At 45.5% G+C, this 19,712-nt stretch carries 21 protein-coding genes and 1 other annotated feature; of the genes, 12 read left to right on the forward strand and 9 right to left on the reverse strand.

What is annotated here, in order from left to right; genetic code table 11:
- Positions 1-4: 4 nt before the first annotated feature.
- The 11 genes from vioA to wzzB all read left to right on the forward strand — a co-directional run bounded on the left by vioA (position 5) and on the right by wzzB (position 11,383).
- Entirely contained in the window at positions 5-1,105 is a 1,101-nt protein-coding gene (vioA, locus tag AC07NP_RS09290) for a dTDP-4-amino-4,6-dideoxy-D-glucose aminotransferase VioA (RefSeq protein ID WP_494660268.1), read from the forward strand.
- Between the two features lies 1 nt (position 1,106).
- Complete coding sequence (locus tag AC07NP_RS09295) at positions 1,107-1,682, forward strand: acyltransferase (RefSeq protein WP_494660269.1); 576 nt, start codon at positions 1,107-1,109, stop codon at positions 1,680-1,682.
- A 7-nt stretch (positions 1,683-1,689) separates the two neighbouring features.
- Positions 1,690-2,082: an FAD synthase family protein gene (locus AC07NP_RS09300; RefSeq protein ID WP_301698410.1), complete on the forward strand. Its 393-nt coding sequence runs from the start codon at positions 1,690-1,692 to the stop codon at positions 2,080-2,082.
- A gap of 1 nt (position 2,083) precedes the next feature.
- Complete coding sequence (locus AC07NP_RS09305) at positions 2,084-3,055, forward strand: glycosyltransferase (RefSeq protein WP_494660270.1); 972 nt, start codon at positions 2,084-2,086, stop codon at positions 3,053-3,055.
- A 1-nt stretch (position 3,056) separates the two neighbouring features.
- Positions 3,057-4,238, forward strand: a complete 1,182-nt coding sequence (gene wzy, locus AC07NP_RS09310; RefSeq protein ID WP_494660271.1) for an oligosaccharide repeat unit polymerase — start codon at positions 3,057-3,059, stop codon at positions 4,236-4,238.
- Between the two features lie 112 nt (positions 4,239-4,350).
- Positions 4,351-5,223 (forward strand): glycosyltransferase family A protein, encoded by an 873-nt coding sequence (locus AC07NP_RS09315; protein ID WP_494660272.1) that lies wholly within the window; start codon positions 4,351-4,353, stop codon positions 5,221-5,223.
- Entirely contained in the window at positions 5,220-6,407 is a 1,188-nt protein-coding gene (locus tag AC07NP_RS09320; RefSeq protein WP_494660273.1) for a CDP-glycerol glycerophosphotransferase family protein, read from the forward strand. The genes AC07NP_RS09315 and AC07NP_RS09320 overlap by 4 nt, the downstream gene beginning before the upstream one ends.
- 21 nt (positions 6,408-6,428) lie before the next feature.
- Positions 6,429-7,277, forward strand: a complete 849-nt coding sequence (locus tag AC07NP_RS09325) for a glycosyltransferase (protein ID WP_494660274.1) — start codon at positions 6,429-6,431, stop codon at positions 7,275-7,277.
- A gap of 164 nt (positions 7,278-7,441) precedes the next feature.
- Entirely contained in the window at positions 7,442-8,848 is a 1,407-nt protein-coding gene (gene gnd, locus AC07NP_RS09330; RefSeq protein WP_494660275.1) for an NADP-dependent phosphogluconate dehydrogenase, read from the forward strand.
- Between the two features lie 239 nt (positions 8,849-9,087).
- Positions 9,088-10,254 carry a UDP-glucose 6-dehydrogenase gene (ugd, locus tag AC07NP_RS09335; RefSeq protein ID WP_494660276.1) on the forward strand — a complete coding sequence of 389 codons (1,167 nt, stop codon included), beginning with the start codon at positions 9,088-9,090 and terminating at the stop codon, positions 10,252-10,254.
- Between the two features lie 145 nt (positions 10,255-10,399).
- Positions 10,400-11,383, forward strand: coding sequence for an LPS O-antigen chain length determinant protein WzzB (gene wzzB / locus AC07NP_RS09340; RefSeq protein WP_494660352.1), 984 nt, complete (start codon positions 10,400-10,402; stop codon positions 11,381-11,383).
- Between the two features lie 79 nt (positions 11,384-11,462).
- Here the strand turns inward: wzzB and hisIE are convergent, their stop codons facing one another.
- From hisIE to hisL, 9 genes are all read right to left on the reverse strand, one after another.
- Positions 11,463-12,074: a bifunctional phosphoribosyl-AMP cyclohydrolase/phosphoribosyl-ATP diphosphatase HisIE gene (gene hisIE, locus AC07NP_RS09345; RefSeq protein WP_494660277.1), complete on the reverse strand. Its 612-nt coding sequence runs from the start codon at positions 12,072-12,074 to the stop codon at positions 11,463-11,465.
- Entirely contained in the window at positions 12,068-12,844 is a 777-nt protein-coding gene (gene hisF, locus AC07NP_RS09350; RefSeq protein ID WP_494660278.1) for an imidazole glycerol phosphate synthase subunit HisF, read from the reverse strand. The genes hisIE and hisF overlap by 7 nt, the downstream gene beginning before the upstream one ends.
- A complete protein-coding gene (gene hisA, locus AC07NP_RS09355) occupies positions 12,826-13,563 on the reverse strand; it encodes a 1-(5-phosphoribosyl)-5-[(5-phosphoribosylamino)methylideneamino]imidazole-4-carboxamide isomerase (protein ID WP_494660279.1) in 738 nt (245 codons plus the stop codon). Before hisA ends, hisF begins: the two co-directional genes overlap by 19 nt.
- A complete protein-coding gene (gene hisH / locus AC07NP_RS09360; RefSeq protein WP_494660280.1) occupies positions 13,563-14,153 on the reverse strand; it encodes an imidazole glycerol phosphate synthase subunit HisH in 591 nt (196 codons plus the stop codon). The genes hisA and hisH overlap by 1 nt, the downstream gene beginning before the upstream one ends.
- Entirely contained in the window at positions 14,153-15,220 is a 1,068-nt protein-coding gene (hisB, locus tag AC07NP_RS09365) for a bifunctional histidinol-phosphatase/imidazoleglycerol-phosphate dehydratase HisB (protein WP_494660281.1), read from the reverse strand. Before hisB ends, hisH begins: the two co-directional genes overlap by 1 nt.
- Complete coding sequence (gene hisC, locus AC07NP_RS09370) at positions 15,217-16,296, reverse strand: histidinol-phosphate transaminase (protein WP_494660282.1); 1,080 nt, start codon at positions 16,294-16,296, stop codon at positions 15,217-15,219. The genes hisB and hisC overlap by 4 nt, the downstream gene beginning before the upstream one ends.
- Positions 16,293-17,597, reverse strand: coding sequence for a histidinol dehydrogenase (hisD, locus tag AC07NP_RS09375; RefSeq protein ID WP_494660283.1), 1,305 nt, complete (start codon positions 17,595-17,597; stop codon positions 16,293-16,295). The genes hisC and hisD overlap by 4 nt, the downstream gene beginning before the upstream one ends.
- 6 nt (positions 17,598-17,603) lie before the next feature.
- Positions 17,604-18,503: an ATP phosphoribosyltransferase gene (gene hisG / locus AC07NP_RS09380; RefSeq protein ID WP_162379918.1), complete on the reverse strand. Its 900-nt coding sequence runs from the start codon at positions 18,501-18,503 to the stop codon at positions 17,604-17,606.
- A gap of 45 nt (positions 18,504-18,548) precedes the next feature.
- Positions 18,549-18,671 (reverse strand) — a sequence feature (His leader region).
- Positions 18,647-18,697 (reverse strand): his operon leader peptide, encoded by a 51-nt coding sequence (gene hisL / locus AC07NP_RS09385; RefSeq protein ID WP_001364200.1) that lies wholly within the window; start codon positions 18,695-18,697, stop codon positions 18,647-18,649. Its footprint overlaps the feature before it by 25 nt.
- Positions 18,698-18,871: 174 nt before the next feature.
- On the opposite strand from hisL, the gene AC07NP_RS09390 reads away from it, so the two are divergent.
- Positions 18,872-19,696, forward strand: coding sequence for an SDR family oxidoreductase (locus AC07NP_RS09390; RefSeq protein WP_203360748.1), 825 nt, complete (start codon positions 18,872-18,874; stop codon positions 19,694-19,696).
- The last annotated feature ends 16 nt before the right edge of the window (positions 19,697-19,712 follow it).

The following is a 19,712-nucleotide window of genomic DNA, read 5'->3' on the forward strand; positions in this document are numbered from 1 at the left end:
TTTAATGAAAAAAATACCTGTTACGCAACCATTTCTACCAGAATTAGATGAATTTGTGCCATACTTGGAAAAAATATGGGATAATAAATGGCTAACAAATAATGGGCCATTTCATCAACAGTTAGAGGAAGAACTCTGCGAATATTTAGATGTCGAACATATATCCTTATTCAATAATGCTACAATTGCACTTATTACGGCACTTCAGGCATTACGAATTAATGGCGAAGTCATTACAACACCATATTCCTTTGTGGCGACAAGTCATTCAATTTTGTGGAATGGATTAAAACCAGTATTCGTCGATATTGATCCTAATACATTTAATATCGACCCTAAAAAAATTGAAGCAGCAATAACACCGAACACCACTGCAATCATGCCAGTTCACTGCTATTCAAGCCCATGTGATGTGGAGGCGATTCAGATGATTGCTGATAACTACGGGTTACGTGTTATTTATGACGCGGCACATGCCTTTGGCGTTAATTATAAAGACCGTAGCATATTACGCTATGGAGATATGTCTGTATTGAGTTTTCATGCCACAAAAGTGTTCAATACATTTGAAGGTGGAGCGATAATTTGCCAAGATGCAAAAACTAAACAACGTATTGATCGTCTAAAAAATTTTGGTATCGCGGATGAACTCACTGTTACCGCTCCAGGTATCAATGGAAAAATGAGCGAAATTAATGCAGCGTTTGGTTTAGTACAGTTGAAACATATCTCTACCGCAATAGAACAGCGTAAGAAAATTGACTCAATATACAGAGAAGAATTAAGTACTATTAAAGGTATCACAGTGCCAAAGGCATCAGAGTATGCCAACAGTAACTATTCATATTTTCCAGTTCTTATCGAGAAAGAATTTAGGCTAACTCGTGACGAACTATACGAAGAGTTAAAAAACAATGGCATTCTTTCCAGAAAGTACTTTTATCCACTAATTAGCAATATGCCCATGTATCGCGGTATTGAATCTGCTTCTTGTGAGAATTTACCTTTCGCAAATACAACATCCGATAAAGTTCTTTGCCTGCCGATATTTGTAGATCTAACTGAGGATGAATTAACTCTCATAATCAATCGCATTCGAGGTTAATATGGCCCTATTAAACGCAGGGGAAATAGCACAGCTTGGATTTGCCTCTTGTGGTGAAAATGTATATATATCAGATAAGGTATCATTTTATGGTGCCGAGAATATTCATATAGGAAATAACGTTCGGATCGATGATTTTTGCGTTTTGTCTGCTGGAAAGGGGGGGATTGTTATTGGGAATCATGTCCACATAGCTGTTTACTCCTCTTTAATCGGAGCGGAGAAAATAACTTTGAGAAACTATAGTAATATATCATCTAGAGTTACTATTTACTCCAGTTCGGATGATTTTTCAGGTAGCTTCATGACGAATCCGATGGTGCCTGAAAAATATACTAACGTCATTAAAAAACCAACTGTAATAGGTGAGCATGTCATTATTGGTTGTGGTAGCGTTATTTTGCCTGGTGTTGATCTGCAAAAAGGTTGTGCAGTAGGGGCGTTATCTTTGGTAAAAGATTCGTTTCCGGAATTTATAAAAATTGCTGGTGTACCAGCAAAAGCAATTTCGAAGCGTTTACGAGAAATAGAAAAATTGCAAATACAATTCGAAAACTCAAAAAAAATTAGCGAGTGAAATGTTAATGAAGAAAGTTATAACATTTGGTACCTTCGATGTTTTTCATGTTGGCCATGTTAATATTTTGGAAAGAGCCAGAGCATATGGGGATGAACTTATTGTAGGTGTTTCCTCAGATGAGCTGAACTTTAGCAAAAAAGGGCGTTATCCAATCTATAATGAAAAAGAACGAATGAAAATCATCTCGTCTCTAAAATTCGTTGATCAAGTATTCCTTGAACAATCACTGGAACTGAAAAAAGAATATATCACAACTTATAATGCTGATATCCTCATCATGGGGGATGATTGGTTGGGGCGTTTCGATTGGGTCTCTGATGTTTGTGAAGTGATTTACTTACCGCGTACTCCTTCAATCTCGACCACAGAAATTATAGAAATTGTGAAGTCTATATAACATGATAAAAATATCTGTATGTGTTATTTCATATAATCAAGAAGATTATATTACGGAATGCATTGAAAGTATCGCAATCCAGAAAGGTGATTTTTTTCTGGAAATAGTTATTAGAGATGACCTCAGTACTGATTCAACATACGAGCGCTGTCAGAATTTCATTGATAAGTTTTCAAGGCCAAACGTTGAATTTAAATTGTTAAAAGCGGCTAAGAATTTAGGAGCTAATAAAAACATACTAGAGGTTCTCAATAATTGTACAGGGGAGTTTATCGCACTGTGCGAAGGGGATGATTATTGGTGTGATGAGAATAAGTTAAAAATACAATTAGAACATGCTTCCCTTCACCCAAATATAGATTTCTTTGTTCATCCTGCATTTTATTTGCACTCTGATGGGAAATTAACTGAAGAGAAATGGCCCCTACAGGAAAAGACAGTCTTAACACAAGCCGATATACTTAAGGCATCATGGCAATTTGCTCCAACAGCTTCCTATTTTGTCCGGGCTACAGCACTTAAAAGATTACCTGTTTGGTTTGGTGATGCCACGATTGGTGATATTTATATCGAGATATATGCTGCGGAAAATAAAATTGCGTCGTTAGATAAATATATGTCAGTTTATCGATATTTATCGCCTACATCCTGGTCAATGTCACAGAGTAAAAAATCTGATGATGTCTACTATAAGAAAATAAAACATTATCAAAATTTTATCGATTGCCTGAAACTTGTCGAGCTTGATTATTTACATTTAAAAGATAATATCGAATATAAAATGGCTGGCATAAAGTTTCAGTTAGTTAAGCTTTACATTTTGACTAATCAAAAAAAACTAGCTCAGCAAGTTGCTAGAGAAATGTTGATTTCACAAAATTTCATATCGGCTAAGAAAAAAATATTTTTGAAATTAATACTATCATCATTCATTTTTTATTTTACTAAAAAATTTAAAATTCTATTGAGGTGATATGAGATTATCTCTCGCCACTATATTTATTTCTATTTACCTACTTGCAAACATAATACTTGGTGCCTATTATGGCGTTTATGGTTCACTGGGGGGGGATTTTAAAAATACGATCATTAATGATTATGATGTGTATGCATCGGTATATGCTGCTGAAATTATTTTAATGGTTATATTTTTGCTAACTCTTCGCTTGGTGCACTCATATGTAGGTGTAAAGAGCACCATTATAACTAACAATAAGCTACTTTCGATATTTGTGATGTGTATACAAGTATCTTTTTTGGCATACAGTTACTATACCGGCGTAGGTCGGTTATCTGATGACTTCTATAATGTATCGGTTGATAACCCATTAAAGTACATATTCACCTTCTTTAATGCGGACTATTTATTTTTGGCATACTTTTGTATATCTAAAAAAACCAGCAAAGTAAATGTTGTTTTATATTTGCTCTCTAATATTTATAGAGGTTGGTTTGCTGGCGCCTTAGTAAATATTGCATTTATTCTGGCTGTCAAGATATTTAAAGATCGTGGGGTAAAATTTAAATATGTCCTCATAAGTATTATCATGTTTATGATCATGGCTCCTGGAATATATTACATTAAATATGTTACTAGAGGGGCTGAAAACATTGAATCTACAGGGGTCAGCGCATATTATAGTGGTGAGATGTATAATGAATTAATTAACGCTGCATTTTCTAGATTTCAGCATATTTCAGAGACATATAGTGTTGTCAATGATATTAACATCATAAGAGATGGGATGGAAAAGAAAGAATTTGTTCCGTTCTATTTTGAAAACCCGGCCAAAAAACAATTAGTTAATCTTTTTGGATACCAGGATAGTATAACTATAACTCAGTATGCTGCTGAAAATATTCTTCATAAAATTCCTGGAAATATACATGTTGGGATCTTGACGTGGCTCTTAGTGAGCCCTTTACTATCTGTATTATATATAATGTTTCTGATCTCTTCGTTTATCGTGCTGGTATTATTACTTAAAAAAATGACCAGCGAAAATATCTGGCCATATTGTGTATGGATTACAATATTATTGGCGATGCATGGCTGGTTCACGTCGTACTTTATGTTCCTTTGGAGTCTGCTTGTCATTTACATATTGAAAAGCCTATCGCTCTTTATTGGGAGCAATAATCGCCGTGCTCAATAAAATAGAGAAGCAACTGGTTGAATGAAAAGGTGAAGAGTATAGTAATTTTTTGATTTAAACTTTAACTAATGCTGCTTCCGAAATAATTAAGTAGAAAAACTGAGAATAATACATGATAAGTATCATTATTACTGTTTTTAATCGACAGAATACGGTCGAAGCCGCGATTGAAAGTTGCCTTTCACAAAACTTTTCAGAATACGAAATTGTAATAATAGACGATGGCTCCACAGACCAATCTGCTGACAAGATTAAAAAATATCTCGGCAAAAATGTAAAATATTTCTATCAAGAGAATCAGGGGGCAGCTGCAGCAAAGAATAAGGGGGTGCATGAAGCTAACTATGAATATGTCACATTTTTAGATAGCGACGATATTTATTTTTCAGAAAATACTCTGAGAAACATTTTTGTCCTTCTTGAGAAAGAACCTGATTTTATTTGTACTAAAAATATTCTTATAAGAAAGAGTGATAGCGACATTATTGCCGATAACAAACAAATTAGTAGCGACGTCGACTTTTATAAATTTATGCTTTCCTCTCCATTAAATTATGCGGGGCATAATCCATATGTGTTCAAAAAGACACTCTTTCTTCAGGCCGGTGGATTCGATGTCAATTCCAAATGGGGGGACGCATTAATTTTCTGGCGTCGATTCTTCAAACTAAATCCTAAGTTTGCGATAGTCACAGAACCAGGCTATATTTACAATCAAATAGATAATAATAGCGTTAGTAGGAAAAGAAGCCCGGAGTATTATTCGACGGCATTGGATGTAATGTTACGTTGTTATTCAGAAAATCATAAAGATATTCATCTCTTTAAGGTTGAGAAAAGCTGGCACCTTATTTTCATGCTGTATGCAATAAAATCTAAATCACTAAGGAAGGTCATTAAAATGGCCATGCTTTTGTGTTCTGGTCGATTCTATTTTATACCCAGTGCTATAAGGTATTTATTGGAAACAAAGGTCATGAAATGAACTTGCTCAATGCTTTATTACATATTTTGGTAGATAACGCTCTTCATTTTTTTTTGTATTTTTCGAAGTTAAATAAAAAAATATTCATATTCAATTCCACTGGGAATAATAACTTCAATTTTAATTCTAGATTTCTATATGAATATATGACTGAGATTCAGGATGATGAAATACAATGTTATTTTGTTGTTAATGATAATTTCAAGCGGAAATCACTTTTAGAGTCTGGCGTCAAAAATGTTATATCCGGAAAAAACATTAAGAATAAAGTTTTGATCTTAAGTGCAAAAACATGGATTTGTTCTACCATAGAGACTCCACTCACTAGTGTCTTTAAGAAGAAGAACAGAATTGTCTACCACCTTGGACATGGAGTTCCTCTCAAAAATATAGGCATGGCTGAAAATAAGATACCATTGTTAAAAAGGATTAACCGCTATTCAAAGCTACGAGTATTTACTCATGTGACATGCTATTCAGATTTCTTCCAAGATGTATTATACAAGGCATTCAATAAGAATAACAAAATCAGTTATATGAAACTTGGGCAACCTAGAAATGATTCTATTTTATGGGGGGGGGAGAGAGAGAAAAAAATTATAGAACGGTTATGTTTGGATGTGGTGAGTGAGAGCCAATTCATCAGTGCAAAAAAAATACTCTACTGCCCAACATGGCGAAATTATGCTACTACAAGATTTTTTCCATTTCATGATTTTGATGCTTCAACACTTAATAACTATTTAGAAGAAAATAATGTTTTTATTTTTACGCGCGAACATCCGTATTATAAATTTCATTTACCTGCTGGTATTGAGCATGTTCGCAGGATTATCCCGCTGAACTCAAATATATTAAGTGATATCACGCCGCATCTGTCTTTTTTTGACTTATTGTTAACTGATTACTCAAGTATTTTCATTGATTTTCTTGTTACAGGTAAATCGGTTATTTTTGTTCCGTATGACTTAGAACGCTACGATAATATGGTTGGGTTTTCTAAACCATACTCTCAAATTGCCGTTGGGAATTACGTTAATAGCTTTTCGGATTTTTTGACTTGTATTAGTGATAATTCTTTTGAGGGTTACAGCCTAGAGTATTTGAATAAATTCAATATCAAATCGACAGGGAATTGTCTGGAGCATTATAACAACATCAAACGCTTGGTAAATTTAGCATAACTCATTTTGTGGATTTTTATTATGTGTGTACGGCAAATACCTGCTGTTGCTGTAATCATGAGCGTCTATAAGTCGGATACGCTTGAAAATGTAGAGAAAGCTGTATTTAGCATCGCTAGTCAGGATTATGAGAATTTCAGCATTTTTATATTTAAAGATGGTGCATTAAGTTCCGATGTGGATTCATTTTTGAATAAGTACAGTTGTGCTCGCAATGTTGTCACTATAAATAGTGATAAAAACTTAGGACTGGCTGTTGCACTAAATACTTTAATAGATAAAGCATTGCTTGGGTCTGAATATGAATTTATTGCTCGTATGGATTCTGATGATATTTCAAGACCTTCCAGACTAAGTACCCAAGTTCAGTTTATGAAGTTGCATGAACACGTCGATGTGTGTGGTACTTCTTGTCATGAGTTTGGCGCTGATTTTGCTTTAGATGAAAAACATTTGCCTGAGAATCACGCAGATCTTTTAGATTTCAGTATTTCCAGATGTCCTTTTATCCATCCGACTGTAATGTTCCGTCGCAGGGTTTTTGAATCAGGGGTTCGCTATCCGACCTCTACTAATCTTACTGAAGATATGGCCCTATGGTTTGAATTACTTTCTATGGGATATGTTTTTTCAAATATAAATGAGGTTCTGCTGGATTATAGATTGAACCAAAATACATTGAAGCGTCGGCATGGAGTTAAAAAAGCTTTAAGTGAAATAAAAATTAGACTGGCCTACATGTTTAAACTTCGCAGGGTGACAGCAAAGAATGTTTTTTTAATTATTTCACGTCTTTTCTTTCATCTCATGCCCGAACGATTGATGTCAGTTGTATATAAAAACGCCAGAAAAAAATACAAGCGTACTTAATGTGGATACTCTGTCGTCACTCAACTACCTGTGCAGAACCGTCAATTTGCGGTTCAATTCAGGGCATAAATGGTTATCCACTTTTATTAATATCTGCGTTACTATTTGAGTGTTCACTTTGACTGTTTATCTGAAACAGCCACCACACCTGACAGGAGTATGTAATGTCTAAGCAGCAGATCGGCGTCGTCGGTATGGCAGTGATGGGGCGCAACCTGGCGCTCAACATCGAAAGCCGTGGTTATACCGTCTCCGTTTTCAACCGCTCCCGTGAAAAGACCGAAGAAGTAATTGCCGAGAACCCAGGCAAGAAACTGGCGCCTTACTACACGGTGAAAGAGTTTGTTGAATCCCTTGAAACGCCTCGTCGTATCCTGTTAATGGTGAAAGCCGGCGCGGGTACCGATGCCGCTATCGATTCACTGAAGCCGTATCTGGATAAGGGCGACATCATCATTGATGGTGGCAACACCTTCTTCCAGGACACCATTCGTCGTAACCGCGAACTTTCTGCCGAAGGTTTCAACTTCATCGGTACTGGTGTTTCCGGTGGTGAGGAAGGCGCGCTGAAAGGGCCTTCTATCATGCCAGGTGGTCAGAAAGAAGCCTACGAACTGGTTGCACCGATTCTGACAAAGATCGCAGCCATTGCTGAAGATGGTGAGCCTTGTGTAACTTATATCGGTGCTGATGGTGCGGGTCATTATGTGAAGATGGTGCATAACGGCATTGAATATGGCGACATGCAGCTGATCGCTGAAGCCTATTCCCTGCTGAAAGGCGGTCTGAACCTCAGCAATGAAGAACTGGCGAGCACCTTTACCGAGTGGAACAATGGTGAGCTCAGCAGCTACCTGATCGACATTACGAAAGACATCTTCACCAAAAAAGATGAAGAAGGTAAATACCTGGTCGATGTGATCCTCGACGAAGCGGCTAACAAAGGTACCGGCAAATGGACCAGCCAGAGCTCTCTCGACCTCGGCGAACCGCTGTCTCTGATCACCGAGTCCGTATTTGCACGTTACATCTCCTCGCTGAAAGATCAGCGTGTGGCGGCGTCTAAGGTTCTGACAGGACCGAAAGCGCAACTGGCTGGTGAGAAAGCGGAATTTATCGAGAAAGTTCGTCGTGCACTGTATTTGGGTAAAATCGTTTCCTACGCTCAGGGCTTCTCTCAGCTGCGTGCTGCCTCTGACGAATACAACTGGGATCTGAATTACGGTGAGATTGCGAAAATCTTCCGCGCAGGTTGTATCATTCGTGCCCAGTTCCTGCAGAAGATCACTGATGCCTATGCAGAGAATGCGGACATTGCAAACCTGCTGCTGGCTCCATACTTCAAAAATATTGCTGATGAATACCAGCAAGCGCTGCGTGACGTCGTAGCTTATGCGGTTCAGAACGGTATTCCTGTTCCGACCTTCTCCGCAGCTGTTGCCTACTACGACAGCTATCGTGCCGCTGTTTTGCCTGCTAACCTGATCCAGGCTCAGCGTGACTACTTTGGTGCGCATACGTATAAACGCACTGATAAAGAAGGTGTTTTCCATACCGAATGGCTGGAATAATACTGAAACTATGTATGCGTGAGCCCGGTTTATAACCGGGCTTTTTTTTGTCTTTAATCTGATTGATTTCTTTTCACTCCTTAATACTAACTTAATAAATATCGTTTATTCTGATAAAGAAAATCCGAAATGTTTTCGCCTTCATTGACACAATATTCACTCAGGCGTTAAAACTTTTAAATCTTATCAGGGTGTCAAACATCGTGATTAATATATTAAGTTAATTCTGAGAGTATGAAATGAATATCACCATTTCTGGTACCGGATATGTTGGCCTGTCTAATGGTCTACTTATCGCCCAGCATCATCAGGTAATCGCACTAGACATTATCCCTTCACGTGTTGAAATGCTAAATGATCGGATATCTCCTATTGTTGATAAAGAAATTCAACAATTTTTGCAGTCTGCTGATATTCAATTCGAATCTACGCTGAATAAAAAATATGCCTACCAAAATGCTGATTATGTCATTATTGCCACGCCGACCGATTATGATCCAAAAACCAACTATTTTAATACATCCAGTGTAGAGTCTGTTATCCAGGATGTCTTAGACATTAACCCGGATGCAGTAATGGTTATTAAATCAACAGTACCTGTTGGTTTTACGGCGGCAATGTCTAAAAAATTTAATACTCAAAATATCATTTTCTCTCCCGAATTCCTGCGCGAAGGTAAAGCTCTCTACGATAACCTGCATCCCTCACGGATTGTGATCGGTGAACGCTCAGAACGTGCAGAACGATTTGCCGCGTTGTTACAGGAAGGGGCGATTAAACAGGATATCTCCACGCTTTTTACCGATTCTACCGAAGCAGAGGCAATTAAGCTGTTCGCCAATACCTATCTGGCTATGCGTGTGGCTTACTTTAATGAGCTCGACAGTTATGCAGAAAGTTTAGGCCTTAACACGCGGCAGATTATTGAAGGGGTGTGCCTGGACCCTCGGATTGGCAACCATTACAACAATCCATCATTTGGTTATGGTGGCTATTGCTTGCCGAAAGATACCAAACAACTTTTGGCGAATTACCAGTCGGTGCCAAACAATATTATTTCTGCCATTGTGGATGCCAACCGCACACGTAAAGATTTTATCGCTGAGGCGATCCTGGCAAGGAAACCGAAGGTGGTGGGTATTTATCGACTGATAATGAAGAGTGGTTCCGACAATTTCCGGGCATCCTCTATTCAGGGGATCATGAAGCGCATCAAGGCCAAAGGGGTTGACGTCATTATTTACGAACCGGTCATGCAGGAAGACGCATTTTTCAACTCCCGACTTGAGCGAAACTTAACCACTTTTAAGCAGGAAGCTGATGTGATTATTTCTAATCGCATGGCAACTGAACTTCAGGATGTCGCAGACAAAGTGTATACCCGAGATCTTTTCGGCAGCGATTAACTCAATTTAATCAGGGCTAAAACAGCCCTGATTACCTATCAAAGACATTCAAATAATATGTAATTTTTATCAATTATCCTATGGCTTTCACGATGTTTATGACTACACTATTTCGAGCTTAAGCCTTTTTCTCGTTAGGATATTGATAAGAGTGGATAATCACAACCTCGCTGGGCGCAGTAACGATCCGGAACAAATTGATTTAATTGACTTAGTGATGCAATTGTGGCGCGGGAAGGTAACAATCATCGTTTGTGTGATTGCTGCTATTGCGCTGGCTGCGGGTTATCTGGCCGTAGCGAAGGAGAAATGGACGTCGACAGCGATTGTGACTCAACCCGAAGTGGGGCAAATTGCCAGTTATAACAATGCGATGAACGTGTTGTATGGTAATAACGCACCTAAAGTCAGTGAAATTCAGACCGGATTTATCGGTCGTTTTAACACGACTTTTTCAGCATTGGCAGAAACTTTGGAAAACCAAGAAAAACCTGAAAAACTGACCATTGAGCCGTCGGTAAAAGGTCAATCGTTGCCACTGGTTGTCTCTTATGTGAGTGATTCTGCCGAAGGTGCCCAACGTCAACTGGCGGAGTATATCCAGCAGGTTGATGAGAAGGTCGCGAAAGAGCTGGATGCTGACCTGAAAGATAATATTAAATTGCAGACAACGACGCTTCAGGACTCGCTGAAGACACTGGAAGTGGTGTCTCAGGAGCAAAAAGAGTTACGTATTCAGCAAATTCAGGAAGCGCTCAAGTTTGCGACTCAGGCTAATATCGCCAAACCGCAAATCCAACAGACTCAGGATGTCACACAAGACACCCTGTTCCTGCTGGGCAGTGATGCGCTGAAGTCAATGATTGAGCATGAAGCGACACGCCCGCTGGTCTTTTCAGCAAACTATTATCAGACGAAGCAGAACCTGCTGGATATTGAAAAGCTGAAGGTAGACACTTCCGCAATTCATGCCTATCGCTATGTGATGAAACCGACGCTGCCGATTCGTCGCGACAGCCCGAAAAAAGCGATTACGCTGGTGTTGGCCGTGTTGCTGGGTGGAATGATTGGTGCGGGTGTGGTTCTGGGGCGTAATGCGCTGCGTAACTATAAGCCAAAAGCACAATAGTTTATCTCTACATCGGATGGCGTTGCGCTTATCCGACCGACAAAAAACCGGGCATTGCCCGGTTTTTTACTTTCTGAATCTATTGATGCCGCTGACGTAAATTCTCAATGACTGTCGTCAGGTCGAGATCCTGATCCTGTAGCAGTACCAGCAGGTGGTACATCAAATCTGACGTTTCATTAGTCAGTTCAGCACGATCGTGAACCGTTGCGGCCAGCGCCGTTTCGACGCCTTCTTCACCGACTTTTTGCGCGATGCGCTTGGTACCACTGGCGTAAAGCTTCGCGGTGTAGGAGCTTGCCGGGTCGGCAGTCTTACGCTCAGCCAGCAGTTGTTCAAGCTGGTAGAGGAACAACCACTGGTGGCTGGTTTCGCCAAAACAACTGCTGCTGCCTTTGTGGCAGGTTGGCCCAACCGGATTGACCAGCACCAGCAGGGTGTCGTTATCGCAATCCGGTGCAATGCTGACCACGTTGAGGAAGTGACCGGATGTTTCACCTTTGGTCCACAGACGCTGTTTGGTGCGTGAGAAGAAGGTGACTTTGCCGCTTTCTATCGTTTTATCCAGCGCTTGCGGGTTCATATATCCCAGCATCAACACTTCACCGGATACCGCATGCTGTACAACGACAGGTATCAGTCCGTCGGTTTTTTCCCAGTCCAGTTGGTTGCGCTGTTGCTCTGTTAACATATCCTGATCTCCACGCCCTGGGTTGCCAGGTACGTTTTTAATTCACCAATATTAATGATCTGTTTGTGAAAGACGGAAGCGGCAAGCGCGCCGTCAACATCGGTATCGCGGAAGGCTTCCAGGAAGTGTTCCATGGTGCCTGCACCGCCAGAGGCGATCAGCGGTACGCGGCAAACCTCACGCACTTTCTTAAGCTGCACCAGATCGTAACCATTACGCACACCGTCCTGATTCATCATATTGAGGACGATTTCGCCGGCACCGCGTTTTTGTACTTCCTGAACCCAGTCGAGGGTTTCCCATTGGGTGACGCGGGTACGGCTCTCATCGCCGGTATACTGGTTAACGTGGTATTTGCCGGTTTCAGCGTCAAACCATGTGTCAATTCCTACCACGATACACTGCACGCCAAAGCGATCGGCCAGGCGGGTGATCAGCTCCGGGTCGGCGAGCGCCGGAGAGTTGATGGATATTTTATCCGCACCGAAGGAGAGAATTTTCGCGGCGTCTTCTGCCGACTTAATCCCACCCGCCACGCAGAACGGAATGTCGATGACTTCCGCTACGCGGGAGACCCAACTCTTGTCGACGACACGGCCATCGCTGGAGGCGGTGATATCGTAGAACACCAGCTCATCTGCACCTTCTTCGGCATAGCGCTTCGCAAGGGGCACGATGTCGCCGATGATTTCATGGTTGCGAAATTGTACGCCTTTGACGACCTGACCATCACGAACGTCCAGGCAAGGGATTATGCGTTTTGCCAGCATTGGATAGCCTCCTTAACGGTAAATTTTCCTTCCAGCAACGCGCGCCCGACGATAACGCCGCGTACGCCGGTTCCGCGAAGCGCGGCAACGTCATTGATGTCGCCAATCCCGCCAGAGGACTGAAATGCCACCTGCGGGTATTTGGCGCACACTTCCTCATACAATGAGACGTTGGAGCCTGCCAGCGTACCGTCGCGAGAAATATCGGTGCACAGCACATGCTTCAGGCCGACCGGCAGATACATTTCGACCAGCTGTTCCAAAGAGACGCCGGAGTTTTCCTGCCAACCGCTGACGGCCACCTGCTTATTGCCCTGATCGTCAATGCGCACATCCAGCGCCAGCACCAGTGCGTCGGCACCAAAGCGTTTGAACCAACGTTTAACTACGTCAGGGGATTTTACCGCCGTGGAGCCGACCACCACGCGCGCGACGCCAGCTTCAAGCAATGCCGCCACGTCGTCTTCGCTGCGTACGCCGCCGCCAACCTGTACAGGCACGTTAACGCCGGCCACCAGGGCTTTAATCAGCGGAATTTGTCTTTTTGCCGGATCTTTTGCGCCGGTCAGATCGACCAGATGCAGCACTTCTGCTCCCTGGGCCGCGTAATCCTGCAAACGGGGCAGGGGATCGCTTCCGTAATCGCGCTGTTGGGCGTAATCGCCCTGATGGAGACGTACCACGGTGCCGTCGATTAAATCTAATGCTGGAATAATCATCACATCTCCAGGAAGTTTTTCAGCAACTGTGCGCCAGCGGCACCCGAACGTTCCGGGTGGAATTGCACGCCAAAGAAATTATCTTTTTGCACGGCGGCAGTGAACGGTTCGCCGTAATGACACTGAGCGATGGTCCACGGGTTCACCGGCATCGCGTAGCTGTGCACGAAGTAAAAATACGCGCCGTCTTCAATGCCCTGGAACAGACGATTCCCGGCCTGTGGGTAGACGCGGTTCCAGCCCATATGCGGTAACGGCAGACCAAAGTCGGTCATTTTAGGGACGTCCTGGTCGATAATGCCCAGCAGGTCGACACCGCGGGTTTCTTCGCTGCGGCGACCCAGAAGCTGCATGCCTAAGCAAATACCCAACACCGGTTGCGTACAGGCTTTGATAAGCTCAATCAGTTCTCGCTGGCGCAACTGGTCCATCGCCGCTTGCGCGGTACCCACACCCGGCAGAAACAATTTGTCTGCCCGCAGAACAATATCAGGGTCGCGACTGACCACCGGATCGTATCCGTGGCGCACCACGGCGGATTTCACCGAGTTCAGGTTGGCGCAGCCTGTGTCGAGGATCACCACGTTCATCACAGCACTCCTTTCGAGGAAGGAAGCGTGTCACCCTCCACGCGAATCGCCTGACGCAGCGTACGACCAAACGCTTTAAACAGGCTTTCCACGCGGTGGTGATCGTTTTTGCCTTTGGTTTTCAGGTGCAACGTCACGCCCATGGTGTAGGAGAGCGAGCGGAAGAAGTGCTCAATCATCTCGGTGCTCAGATCGCCGACACGCTGGTAGGTAAACTCGGCGCGGTATTCCAGGTGCGGACGCCCGGAGATGTCCAGCGCGCAGCGCGCCAGGCATTCGTCCATCGGCAGAACAAAACCAAAACGGTTGATGCCGCGCTTGTCGCCCAGCGCCAGTTTTAACGCTTCGCCCAGCGCCAGACCGGTATCTTCGACCGTGTGGTGATCGTCGATGTAGAGGTCGCCCTTAACGGCAATCTCCATACGAAAGCCGCCGTGGGTGGCGATTTGATCCAGCATGTGGTCAAAGAAGCCGACGCCCGTGTTGATCTTGCTGCTGCCTTCGCGGTCGAGCCACACCTTGACGTCAATCTGCGTCTCTTTGGTGTTGCGCTCAACGTGGGCGTAACGGTCGCGTTTCGTCAGCTGTTCGCCAATCATCGCCCAGTTCAGATTTTCGCGGTGGTAGCGTAGGCCGGTGATCCCCATGTTTTCAGCCAACTGGATATCAGTGACACGATCGCCAATGACATAGCTGTTAACGCTGTCGATTGCCTGTTCGGCCAGATAGTGTTCAACCAGTTTGACCTTCGGTTTACGGCAGTCGCACGCATCCGCGGGCAGGTGTGGGCAGATCAGAACTTCATCAAACAGCACGCCCTGAGAGGTAAAAATCTGCATCATCAGGTTGTGCGGACCCTCAAAATCCGCCTGCGGGAAGCTCTGTGTTCCCAGCCCATCCTGGTTGGTTATCATCACCAGTTTAAAGCCTGCTTTTTGCAGCTTTAGCAGAACGGGGACAACGTCAGGCTCAAACGCCAGTTTGTCGAAGCGATCGACCTGAAAATCACTCGGCGGTTCAGAAATCAGGGTTCCATCACGGTCAATAAAAAGATACTTCTGGCTCATACTTGCTCCGCACGTAAGGCGTCGATGACGCGCTGGCTTTCTTCGCGGGTTCCCACAGTTACCCGCAGACAGCCGCTTAAAGAAGGTTGTTTATTCTGATCCCGTAAGATAATGCCCTGATCCCACAACGATTTAAACACGCTGCTGGAGGCGGCGAACCGCGCCAGAACGTAGTTGGTTTCGGAGTCGAAGACCTGTTCTACGCAGGCTATCTCTTTCAGAGCATTGACCAGATACTGACGCTCGACCAGGATCTGCGCCACGCGCTCGCGCATCGTGGTAATGCCCTGCGGACTTAAGGCCTGGGCGGCGATGTCGGCAACCGGTGTGGAGAGCGGATAGGGGGCGATGACTTTCAGTAGCAGAGTGATGACCTCTTCGCTGGCCAGCGTAAACCCGCAGCGTAATCCGGCAAGGGCAAACGCTTTAGACAGTGTCCGTAAGATAACCAGGTTGGGGTATTCATCGAGCCAGCCAGCAAGCGTTGCCTGCGGGCAAAACTCAATATACGCCTCATCGGCAACTACAATGGCTTTTCCGCGGGTCAGCTCCAGCAATGTCCGCAGATCCTGCGGGTTGATCAACTGCCCGGTCGGGTTGTTCGGACTACAGACGTACACCACTTTCACGCCTTCAAGCTTGTCCGAAATGCCCTGCATATCCAGCTGCCAGTTTTCAAGCGTAGGCACGGTACGGCACTCCACGCCGATCGTTTCAGCGCTGACGCTATACATACCGTAGGTGGGTGGGCAGTAAAGAATCGCATCTTTGCCCGGCTCACAAAACGCGCGGACCAGTAATTCGATACCTTCATCTGCGCCACGGCTGACCAGTACCTGCTCTGGCTTCACCCCCGCATACTGGGCATAGTTGGCAATGACCGCTTTTGGCTGACATTCCGGGTAACGATTGAGCGTCTGCTGGGTAAGCTGAAAATTGACCGCCGTGGGAAATTCATTGGCGTTCAGCCAGACATCGCCGTTACCACCCAGACGGCGTGCCGACTGGTACGGTATCAGTTTGCGGACGTTTTCACGGGCTAAGTCGGTGACGCTGAGGGTGTTTTCGGTGCTCATGCTTGCTCCTTCAGGGCGTTAACACGCAGGGTAACGGCATTTTTATGGGCGCTCAGGCGTTCGGCTGCCGCCAGCGTCTCGATGGTAGAGGCCAGGGCGGAGAAACCTTCTCGTGATAGTTCCTGCACGGTCATACGTTTCTGGAAATCAGCCAGCCCAAGGCTGGAACAGGTCGCCGTGTAGCCATAGGTCGGCAACACGTGGTTGGTGCCGGACGCGTAGTCGCCAGCGGATTCCGGTGACCAGTCGCCCAGGAATACGGAGCCTGCGCTGGTGATTTCATCGACCAGTTCGCGCGCATTGCGGGTTTGAATGATCAGGTGCTCCGGGCCGTACAGGTTAGAAATGGCCACACATTGTGCCAAATCGTTCATCACAATCAGTCGACTGGCGCTCAGCGCCTGACGCGCCGTTTCCGCGCGCGGCAGTTCGGCTAACTGGCGTTCAACGGCGTCAGCGACCCGACGGGCGAGATCGGCATCTGGCGTTAACAGAATCACCTGCGAGTCAGGGCCATGTTCCGCCTGGGAGAGCAGGTCGGAGGCAACGAAATCTGGCGTCGCGCCGCTGTCGGCAATCACCAGTACCTCTGACGGTCCCGCAGGCATATCGATGGCCGCACCGTCGAGACGTTGGCTGACCTGACGTTTAGCCTCGGTGACAAAGGCATTACCGGGACCAAAGATTTTATCCACTTTAGGGACAGATTCGCTGCCGAAGGCCAGCGCGGCAATCGCCTGCGCACCGCCAACGTTGAAGACCTCCTGTACGCCGCACAGCTTTGCCGCGTAGAGAATTTCGTCGGCAATTGGCGGAGGTGAGCAAAGCACCACTTTTTTGCAGCCAGCAATGCGTGCTGGTGTGGCAAGCATCAATACCGTCGAGAAGAGTGGGGCGGAGCCGCCGGGGATATACAGGCCGACAGAGCTCACCGGGCGGGTCACCTGTTGGCAGCGTACGCCTGGCAGGGTTTCCACATCCACCGTTGGCAGTTTTTGCGCGGTGTGGAACGTCTCAATATTTTTTACCGCAACCGCCATGGCCTGTTTGAGTTCGTCGCTTAGTCTGTCGCTGGCTGCGGCGATCTCATCGGCAGTGACTTTCATTGCGCCGACGTTCGTTTTGTCAAATTTGGCGCTGTATTCCCGAAGGGCGTCGTCACCGCGTGATTTCACGTTGTCCAGAATATCCGCAACGATACGGGTAATGCTGTCAGAAGCGGAAATGGCCGGGCGCATCAGCAAATCACGCTGCTGCTCAGGGCTACAGGAATTCCAGTCAATGATAGTATTAAAGCTCATGGCGATTTACTCCATCATCTTCTCAATGGGCAGCACCAGAATCGAACTGGCGCCCAGCGCTTTCAGTTTTTCCATGGTTTCCCAGAACAGGGTTTCGCTACTGACCATGTGCATCGCGACGCGTTGCTGATCGCCTGCCAGCGGCAGAATGGTCGGGCGCTCGGCGCCCGGCAGCAGGGCAATGACTTCATCCAGACGCTCGCTTGGCGCGTGCATCATGATGTATTTGGATTCACGGGCCTGAATAACGCCCTGAATACGGGTCAGTAATTTATCAACCAGCAGTTGTTTGGCATCGGCCAGTTCGCCGTCTCGCTGAATCAGACACGCTTTAGAGCGGTAGATAACCTCAACTTCACGCAGGCCATTGGCTTCAAGCGTCGCGCCGGTTGACACCAGATCGCAGATTGCATCAGCCAGACCGGCACGCGGGGCGACTTCAACAGAGCCATTAAGCAGACAGGATTTAAACGAAACGCCTTTCTGATCCAGATAACGTTTCAACAGGTGTGGATAAGAGGTGGCAATGCGTTTGCCATCCAGCCCGGCAGGGCCATCCCACGCTTCGTCGACAGGGGTCGCCAGCGAGAGACGGCAACCGCCGAAGTCGAGACGACGCAGCGTAAAATAGCGTGGGTCTTCACCCTGCGCACGACGGTTCAGCAGTTCCTCTTCGAGGACGTTTTCACCGATAATACCCAGATCAACAACGCCGTCCATGACCAGGCCCGGGATGTCGTCGTCACGCACGCGCAGAATATCGATAGGCATATTCTCCGCCATCGCAATCAAACGCTGAGTATGTAAATTAATTTTAATCCCACAGCGGGCCAGGAGTTCGCGTGAATCGTCGCTTAAACGGCCTGATTTTTGAATAGCTATGCGTAAACGAGTGTTATCTAACATCTTTTAATCCTCTTTATCCTGTCTGAACCGAGCTGAGTCACGCACAAAAAAAAGCCCCCGGAAGAGATCTTCCGGGGGCTTTTTCATACGTTCATGCACCACTGGAAGATCTGAATGTCTTCCAGCACACATCGCCTGAAAGACTAGTCAGGATGATGGTGATGATGGTGGTGTTTAAATTGAACGCGTGTCATAAAATTCTCGATGAATGCTTATTCATTTGATGTCTTTTAACCTAAACCACTTTAGAGCCGGAAAGCAAGGGCTTTTTATGTACATTAATTCATTTCATATTGGTGGTATGAATTGTCAGTCACACCATGCTGGCGTAGCCTTATATAAATGGTGCCAGATTCAGGAGAAAAGGGATGAAAAAGGTCGCGATTGTCGGTTTAGGTTGGTTAGGCATGCCCCTGGCGATGTCTCTGGCCGCGAAAGGCTGGCAGGTTATCGGCAGCAAAACCACTCAGGATGGGGTGGACGCGGCCCGCATGAGCGGTATTGAAAGCTATCCGCTGCGTCTGGAGCCGGAGCTGATTTGTGAAACGGATGACCTTGATGCATTGATGGATGTGGATGCATTGGTGGTAACGCTACCCGCGCGTCGTAGTGGTCCCGGTGAGGATTTTTACCTGCAGGCGATGCAGGAGCTGGTGGATAGCGCGCTGGCGCATCGTATCCCGCGTATTCTTTTTACCAGTTCTACATCGGTCTATGGCGATGTGCAGGGGACGGTAAAAGAGAACATGGCGCGCAATCCGGTGACGGCGAGTGGGCGTGTACTGAAGGAACTTGAAGACTGGCTGCATAACTTGCCTGGCACCTCAGTGGATATTCTTCGCCTGGCGGGGCTGGTGGGACCTGGAAGACATCCAGGGCGTTTCTTTGCCGGTAAAATGGCGCCTGACGGCGAGCAGGGGGTGAATCTGGTGCATCTGGAGGATGTGATCGCTGCCATCACCCTTCTGTTACAGGCACCTAAAGGAGGACACATCTATAATATATGTGCGCCCGCGCACCCGGCGCGTAATGTGTTCTATCCACAGATGGCCCGTTTATTGGGAATGGAACCGCCGAAATTCCGGGAAGGCCCGGAAAAGGGAAGAGGTAAAATTATTGATGGCAGCCGGATTTGTAATGAGCTTGGATTTGAGTATCAGTATCCTGATCCGCTGGTGATGCCAATGGAATGACGCGAACGGCCAGCAG

It is taken from the genome of Citrobacter sp. GW821-FHT07H02 (assembly GCF_059418505.1).

What these genes read in the sequence shown, in the direction of transcription:
- vioA (WP_494660268.1), top strand. Translation starts at nt 5, where the DNA reads ATGAAAAAAATACCTGTTACGCAACCATTTCTACCAGAATTAGATGAA.
- AC07NP_RS09295 (WP_494660269.1), top strand. Translation starts at nt 1,107, where the DNA reads ATGGCCCTATTAAACGCAGGGGAAATAGCACAGCTTGGATTTGCCTCT.
- AC07NP_RS09300 (WP_301698410.1), top strand. Translation starts at nt 1,690, where the DNA reads ATGAAGAAAGTTATAACATTTGGTACCTTCGATGTTTTTCATGTTGGC.
- AC07NP_RS09305 (WP_494660270.1), top strand. Translation starts at nt 2,084, where the DNA reads ATGATAAAAATATCTGTATGTGTTATTTCATATAATCAAGAAGATTAT.
- wzy (WP_494660271.1), top strand. Translation starts at nt 3,057, where the DNA reads ATGAGATTATCTCTCGCCACTATATTTATTTCTATTTACCTACTTGCA.
- AC07NP_RS09315 (WP_494660272.1), top strand. Translation starts at nt 4,351, where the DNA reads ATGATAAGTATCATTATTACTGTTTTTAATCGACAGAATACGGTCGAA.
- AC07NP_RS09320 (WP_494660273.1), top strand. Translation starts at nt 5,220, where the DNA reads ATGAACTTGCTCAATGCTTTATTACATATTTTGGTAGATAACGCTCTT.
- AC07NP_RS09325 (WP_494660274.1), top strand. Translation starts at nt 6,429, where the DNA reads ATGTGTGTACGGCAAATACCTGCTGTTGCTGTAATCATGAGCGTCTAT.
- gnd (WP_494660275.1), top strand. Translation starts at nt 7,442, where the DNA reads ATGTCTAAGCAGCAGATCGGCGTCGTCGGTATGGCAGTGATGGGGCGC.
- ugd (WP_494660276.1), top strand. Translation starts at nt 9,088, where the DNA reads ATGAATATCACCATTTCTGGTACCGGATATGTTGGCCTGTCTAATGGT.
- hisIE (WP_494660277.1), bottom strand. Translation starts at nt 12,074, where the DNA reads ATGTTAACAGAGCAACAGCGCAACCAACTGGACTGGGAAAAAACCGAC.
- hisF (WP_494660278.1), bottom strand. Translation starts at nt 12,844, where the DNA reads ATGCTGGCAAAACGCATAATCCCTTGCCTGGACGTTCGTGATGGTCAG.
- hisA (WP_494660279.1), bottom strand. Translation starts at nt 13,563, where the DNA reads ATGATTATTCCAGCATTAGATTTAATCGACGGCACCGTGGTACGTCTC.
- hisH (WP_494660280.1), bottom strand. Translation starts at nt 14,153, where the DNA reads ATGAACGTGGTGATCCTCGACACAGGCTGCGCCAACCTGAACTCGGTG.
- hisB (WP_494660281.1), bottom strand. Translation starts at nt 15,220, where the DNA reads ATGAGCCAGAAGTATCTTTTTATTGACCGTGATGGAACCCTGATTTCT.
- hisC (WP_494660282.1), bottom strand. Translation starts at nt 16,296, where the DNA reads ATGAGCACCGAAAACACCCTCAGCGTCACCGACTTAGCCCGTGAAAAC.
- hisD (WP_494660283.1), bottom strand. Translation starts at nt 17,597, where the DNA reads ATGAGCTTTAATACTATCATTGACTGGAATTCCTGTAGCCCTGAGCAG.
- hisG (WP_162379918.1), bottom strand. Translation starts at nt 18,503, where the DNA reads ATGTTAGATAACACTCGTTTACGCATAGCTATTCAAAAATCAGGCCGT.
- AC07NP_RS09390 (WP_203360748.1), top strand. Translation starts at nt 18,872, where the DNA reads ATGAAAAAGGTCGCGATTGTCGGTTTAGGTTGGTTAGGCATGCCCCTG.